The following is a 6,425-nucleotide window of genomic DNA, read 5'->3' as shown; positions in this document are numbered from 1 at the left end:
TTGAGCACAGCTGACGAGGTGTCCCCCGACCACAGGATCGCAGGGATCGAAGTGCCGGTAGCAGCGCGGACCGCCGCAATCGCAGCCACACCGTCTTCGTTTTCCAGCCGGTAGTCAGAGAGGATGACGTGCGGACCACTTGGCAAAGCCTCAATGCGCAACTGCTTGATGACGTCGGATGATGATTCTCCCGCCACGACGTAGCAGCCACGCTCGATCAGGCGCATCGATATTTCGATTCTCAGGTCGCTATTGTCCTCGATGATCGCCACGACCATATTGGTCAAATCCGGGTCGCCGTTTTCAACCGTTTGAACCCCGAGCAACTCTGGCGGTACGAGTCCTATGAAGGGGACCGTCACCGAAAAACGCGATCCCCGTTCGGGTGTCGAGTCCACGTCCAGTGTGTGACCAAGAAGGTTCGCGAGACCCTGGACAATCGACAGACCCAGGCCGAACCCTTTTTCACGATTCCTCTCGGGATTATTGACCTGCACATAGCTTTTGAAGATATCCGCCTGTCTCCCTTCAGGGATACCGATCCCGTTGTCCCAGACGCTTATCTTTACGCGGTCGCTACGCCTCTGGCAACTCACCAGAATATGTCCGTTCTTTCCTCCCTGTTCGGAAGGCGTGTAACGGACCGCATTGATCACCATATTCCGGACGATCCTGTCCAACGCATATCGATCCGTACGGACCAGATAGGGTCGGCTATGGAGTCTTAACTTCAGCCCCTTTGCTGCGGCCAGCGGCTGCATATCCACGACTATGCCGCGTAAAAGGGAAGGCAGCGCCACCTCCTGAATTTCTACATTCCAGGTGCCGGACTCGAGGCGGCAGATATCCAGCGCCCCGTTGATCATGCCTTCCATTGCATCCACTTGCCTTTGCGCAATCGAGACGTCTTCGGCCAGATTGGCCGATTTAATGCTCCGTTCGATGAAATTTAACTTCAAACCGAGCGTCGTGAGCGGTTGGCGCAAGTCATGGCTTATTGCAGCGATAAATTGGTTCTTCTCCGCCGTTGCCGCTACAGCCTGAGATCGCGCCTCGTCGAGAACGATCTCTTTTACACATGTGCGTTGCTGATCGTTGCAAATGAACCATGCGATGACACAATAGCCAATCATTTGAGCCGTATACCAGTCAAACATTCCTGGCCGCTTAATAAATAGCAGTGGTGCCATGTTAAATCCGAATGGGATAGTGCCGATCACGAGTGAACCTAAAGCCGCACGAAAACTGGGTGCGAGCAGCAGCAAAGTAAATGCTTGGCTGATCATCGTCAGTTCCAGGAAGCCATACCTGGCGAATCTGAAGTGATAACCATGGAGGACCACGAAGTTGGGCGGGGTTAGCCCAAAGCTGGCCGCCGCCCACCAGAACGATGTCAGCATGAGCAATGCAGCCCATGCCCAGTGCATCTGCTCGACTGCGTTGGCGCTGGCGTGCTTCGGGAGCGCCATCGTCTTTTTCAGTAAGTATGCTGCCAAGGGAGCGGCCATCCCCCACAGTCCCAGGATCCAGACGACGCGGAACAAGGGATAAATATCCGACGTTTTGATCCACGATCCATATACGAACCAGAACGGGCTTCCGACCAAAAGTAGCGCGATCCAATATATCGATCGGCGGGACAGTGATACCAATAACTCGCGTTTGACAAGGAGGCTCTGCTCGGTGCCGAGTGCTGCAACCGGTCCCAGAAAAAGATTCACACATTCAGCGAATCTGCGGCGCTCGTTATGAACCGTTTCACTCGCGCTCAGCGATGAACTGGCCGCGGGCTTTTCGTCCGCGTCAGAATCGCCTCGTGTTTGAGTACAGGACGCCATAAGAGGCCTCCGGGGATCAGCTTCAGCATGCGCTCCATTGTGCTACCGGTTCACCAGCGAGTCGATGGACAGATGTTCCTTTACTTGCCGAACAAAAGTTCGTGGTTGGCTCATCGAGGTGAACCCTTCCTGAGATTTGCGCCGGCTGTGCCGGGAATTTGGTGGAGAACCGTCGAGGCCGCCGGCGAGGCCAAGCTTGGGGCCGCTCTCGGGCGTCACGCCGTACCACCAACTTACAGTTGTCCTCATCAAGCACGGCTCGTGGTGCTCACAGGATGTGTGCCACGTCGACCTGCATCCGTAACTCAGCGTGTACGCCGTGCTCTTAAGAAATCACTGTAACGAATAACCGTAAAGCGACGCCGAACATTTATTCGCCCATAAAGGAACATTTAATGCCGAACATCAAATAACCGGTCCAGCTACAACTGACATGATTACACGGAGGAATAATGCAACATAATTCGACACAAGGAGGGCGTACTTCACCGCGCAATGACTCACGTTCTTCTCTTCTCGAATGTCTATTACGGGCACGGCTCTATAACCGACCGACAGGAAAAACGCAGTGCAACCATGCGCACCGTCGGGTTTTCGAGCAATCACGGCTTGATCGGCACGCGACTGCGTCGGCCCGGCGAGTTTCTGCACTCCGTACTTCGCCAGCTGATCAGCATTCGAGCCGTCGTAACACGACGTTCCCGTTCAACCAATTCAAGGAGCTCCATCATGAAAACCCTCGCATGCCTTGTCCTCGCCAGCGCTGCGCTTGCCAGCCCGGTCGTCAGCTTCGCTCAGAGCACCGCGCCCGTCACGCGCGAGCAGGTGCGTGCGGAACTGCTCCGTCTCGAGCAGGCCGGATATCATCCCGGCGACGGCGACCATACGACGTATCCCGCGCAAATTCAGGCAGCTGAAGCGAAGATCGCTGCAGAGGACAACCAGCAGGCGGCCAACGACGCGGTTGGAGGCACGACGATGAACGGTACCTCGGCCTCCGGCAGCCCCCTGCATTTGCCGAAGCCCTCGCCATCGTCGTGCGTCGGCCCCGCAAGTTACTGCAACCTCTACTTCGGTAACTGACCGCCGATGGCTCGCCCGACACCGCCCCGACGATCCGGGTAACGTGCCGGAATCGTCTTGGGGCGAGGTCCTGTCCGGTTCCACCTATGGTGAGGCCTATCGCCTTCCTCGACGCGGCCATACTCGACCTGGCAACGCGCTGAGAGACTGTAAGCGCCTGATTCGGTGACAGGGAGATAATCGTGAAGATCAAGCATTTAAGCGTTTTGTCGGCAACAGCCGTTGCACTTCTCTCACTCAGTGGCGCCGCACAGCTTGCTTAAGCGACGTCAGCGACATCGGTTGTGCTGTTCATCGGGATCGCCGCAGTCCGCTGCGCCAGCCATTCGACCAGCATTTTATGCACGGCGGCGCTTGTGAATATCTCGAAGTGATTCGTGTCGGGGAGAATTTTGAACGAGGTCGCAGGGGATTCCCGATTGAGCAACATCTGCAGACGTTGAGCGTCGATGGCCTCGTCATGCTCGCCGATCAGGATCGCCGCCCTGTCTTCCAACTTGCGCACATCTTCAACATACCGGTTGCGAGGGTGATAAGACGCGTTGAGGCGGTAGGAATAGGATAGCGTCTCGGTTCCGTCCCAGAGCCGCACGGGCTTATTAAATTGAATGACCGTCAGCGCGTTGAATCCGCGAACGCCGAGCGCATTCAGGACGATCAACCCGATGAGGCGTCGCATATGAAGTTGTGCCCAGCCACCACCCGACCCCTCTCTGAGGGTCGACGAAGTCGGGATGACGGGACTCAGCATCAGAAACCGCGACACAAGGCGGGCGTGGGTTCCACCCGCAAAGCGGATAACAAACCCGCCGCCGCTGGAATGCCCTCCAAGGACGATCGGCCCATGAAAACCCTGTCTCCGCAGTTCGCTTGTCAGATCCGCAATGTCATCTTCCAGTTGGCCGACGTACTCGATATCTCCTCGATGACGCCCGGACTGGAAGTGACCACGAAGGTTCGGCAAGATGACCTTCGCGGCGGCCGATGAACTCACGGCGGAGGCTAGATCATGGTAGGAGCTTCCGTGATAGGACGATCCATGGACGAAGATCAATACCTGGTCTGCGGTCGAATCGTAGAAGCGATAGGCGAGCTTCTCGCCATCTCGGGCAGAGTACCGGGAGAGAGGTGGCGGAGGTGAGTCTGACCTCACTCGCAAGCCACCAAAGTCGAAAACATCCCGTTCCTCTGAAGCCGAACGCGGAGAGGTCGCCACCATTGCCACGGCAAAGGCGACAATCGACACCAGCACCGCAAGAAGAACCGCGGTCCCAAGCAGCATAGTCAAAAACACCTCCCATATCCGGCCACGAAGGCGCCGGCACAAGTTCACCACGGCAAATCCCTCTTGTCACGTCAGGGGAATGTAAATGTCGGTCTGCCACTGGTCCTGCGGGGTGTCAGGAAAGACGCTCAGGTAGTGGAAAAACAGGGGGTGGTCCCGTAGTTCTTCTCCGCTCGCAGGAAGCCAGTCGCGGTAGATCGGATAGATCGTTTCGCCAATATGGTCGGTCGATCCCGAATGCCGGACAACCGCGCATCGACCACCTGGAATGACCAGTTCGCGGACGCCGTAGACATTCGGCGCAACAGGTTCGTCAATCTCGCCGCAAATGTCGAAGCGAAATTCATCGCCCGGTGTCGTATCCGGGTTGCTGCGCGGAATCCCGAACGTTCTGCTCGATGGCAGCGGAGATTGCCCGCTTTGCATACGCCAATCGATGAACTTGCGCACGCTCTCGTTGACGAGTCCAATCGGTCCACAGTGTTCGAGTGCCGCGTCAAAGGTTTCAGAAAAATCGACAGTTCGCACTTGCATGGTGAGTTTCCTTGAAAGGTAGGGGACGACGAAGGTCGCGCTCCAGACATGCCATTTCGGCTGCTGTCGGAAAGAGCTCGGCGCCATGCCGAACGAGCGCTTAAACGCCCGACTGAAGGATTCGGGGCTGTCGAAGCCCGCGTCCAGCGCAGCATCGAGCACGGAGCACGGCTCACGTGAGGCCAGACGCCGGGCAGCTCGACGCAAGCGCATCAGTTGCACGTAGCGTGAGACCGGCACCCCCACATAGGCGGCAAACTGCCGATGAAAATGAAACTTCGAGAAGTTCGCGACGCGGCTCAATGCGTCCACCGACAGGTCACCCTCGAGATTTACATCGATATAAGTGAGTACGGCGTCGAAGCGCTTCGCGTAAGCGGTTGTGGCGTCAGCGTGCGATGGCATGGTCTGGATTGTGCGAGTTGCACTATGTTGCCCCATAGTGGGAACGTTTCACCTAGCCGCTCTTGCTCGATCTGCAAAGGTTGCCCCGGGTAACAACCGGCGACCTGGTAAGGGTGTTATGCCTGGCCCAGCGGCGGCCGGTAGTGCGTATTGTCAATTTTTTACAAGCGCGTTCAGATGCGAGGAATCACAATATTGATAGCGTTGCGCTGAGAAATTCGGCCGGGACACGCCGGTTTGAGAGCGCTCTTCACTAAACCCGCTTGGAGGTCGAAAGACATGAAGGCCGCGTACTATTCCTCAAAAGGCCCTGCTTCGGACGTACTCGTCGTTGGCGAGCAGTCTGATCCGGCCGCTCAAGCGGGCGAAGTTCTGGTGCGGATCGCACACTCGGGCGTGAATCCTTCAGACGTCAAATCCCGGTCGGGCGTCACAAGCCCAGCAATGGAGTTTCCGCGCGTTATTCCTCACAGCGATGGCGCCGGCGTCGTCGAGGCGGTTGGCGAAGGCGTTTCGAAACAGTGGATCGGACAGCGAGTCTGGACCATCAACGGCCAGTGGCAAAGACCGTTCGGTACAGCAGCCGAACTGATCGCCTTGCCCGACAGCCAGGTTGCGCCGCTCCCTGACAGGGTGTCGACCGAGACGGGCGCCTCACTTGGGATTCCGCTTTTAACGGCCTGGTACGCGGTGCATGCTTGCGGAGGACTTCTCGGCAAGACGGTTCTTGTCTACGGCGCCACCGGCGCGGTAGGTGGCTACGCGACGCAATTGGCCGCGCGCTCGGGCGCAAGAGTCATTGGCGTAGCGGGCAGTCGGGAGAAGTGCCAACTCGCTTCCCGCCTGGGTGCCGAGTGGGTCATCAATCGCAACGAGCAGGATGTGGCTGCCTCGGTACGTGAGATCACGGCGGGCAAAGGTGTGGACGCCATCATTGAAGTCGACGCAGCGGCAAATGCCGGCAAATATGGAGAACTGTTGAAGTTCGGCGGCGATGTGATCATCTATGGTTCGGGGACCGGGTTGATCGAGGTCCCCTTCAGATCGATGATCGTTGGTTTCGCGAATCTGCGATTCTTTATCGTCTACAACTTGCCTGTCCCAGTGAGGAAGGCGGCCATCGATGTGCTCATCCCTCTGTTGGAAGGGGGGGCACTGCAACATCCCCAGGTCGAAGTTTTTCCTCTGTCGGAAATCTCGAAAGCCCACGAACGCGTCGAGTCTGGTGCAAACGCAAAGATCATCGTCGACACGCGCAGACAGGGGTCACAATCCTGAGC

The 6,425-nt window shown here is 57.4% G+C and carries 5 protein-coding genes; 2 read left to right on the top strand and 3 right to left on the bottom strand.

Annotated features, from left to right (window positions below; genetic code table 11):
* On the bottom strand, nucleotides 1–1,838 hold a 1,838-nt coding region (locus ABH944_RS36840), incomplete at its 3' end, for a sensor histidine kinase (RefSeq protein WP_404612686.1).
* Between the two features lie 726 nt (nucleotides 1,839–2,564).
* Here ABH944_RS36840 and ABH944_RS36835 point away from each other — a divergent pair.
* On the top strand, nucleotides 2,565–2,921 hold the full coding sequence (locus ABH944_RS36835) for a DUF4148 domain-containing protein (protein ID WP_404612873.1): 357 nt from the start codon (nucleotides 2,565–2,567) through the stop codon (nucleotides 2,919–2,921).
* 259 nt (nucleotides 2,922–3,180) lie between these two features.
* Here the strand turns inward: ABH944_RS36835 and ABH944_RS36830 are convergent, their stop codons facing one another.
* Together ABH944_RS36830 and ABH944_RS36825 are read right to left on the bottom strand one after the other, a co-directional pair.
* Complete coding sequence (locus ABH944_RS36830) at nucleotides 3,181–4,203, bottom strand: alpha/beta hydrolase (RefSeq protein WP_404612875.1); 1,023 nt, start codon at nucleotides 4,201–4,203, stop codon at nucleotides 3,181–3,183.
* Nucleotides 4,204–4,272: 69 nt separating this feature from the next.
* The gene (locus ABH944_RS36825) at nucleotides 4,273–5,145 is read right to left on the bottom strand and encodes an AraC family transcriptional regulator (RefSeq protein ID WP_404612688.1); all 873 of its coding nucleotides are present in this window, start codon (nucleotides 5,143–5,145) and stop codon (nucleotides 4,273–4,275) included.
* 279 nt (nucleotides 5,146–5,424) lie between these two features.
* On the opposite strand from ABH944_RS36825, the gene ABH944_RS36820 reads away from it, so the two are divergent.
* Entirely contained in the window at nucleotides 5,425–6,423 is a 999-nt protein-coding gene (locus ABH944_RS36820) for an NADPH:quinone reductase (protein ID WP_404612690.1), read from the top strand.
* Nucleotides 6,424–6,425: the final 2 nt, after the last annotated feature.

The organism is Caballeronia udeis, from assembly GCF_044909315.1.
GTDB classification, from domain to species: Bacteria; Pseudomonadota; Gammaproteobacteria; order Burkholderiales; family Burkholderiaceae; genus Caballeronia; species Caballeronia udeis_A.
Note: the sequence above shows the minus strand (reverse complement) of the source record. Positions and strands in the feature narration are given on the sequence as shown.

What these genes read in the sequence shown, in the direction of transcription:
- ABH944_RS36820 (WP_404612690.1), top strand. Translation starts at nt 5,425, where the DNA reads ATGAAGGCCGCGTACTATTCCTCAAAAGGCCCTGCTTCGGACGTACTC.
- ABH944_RS36825 (WP_404612688.1), bottom strand. Translation starts at nt 5,145, where the DNA reads ATGCCATCGCACGCTGACGCCACAACCGCTTACGCGAAGCGCTTCGAC.
- ABH944_RS36830 (WP_404612875.1), bottom strand. Translation starts at nt 4,203, where the DNA reads ATGCTGCTTGGGACCGCGGTTCTTCTTGCGGTGCTGGTGTCGATTGTC.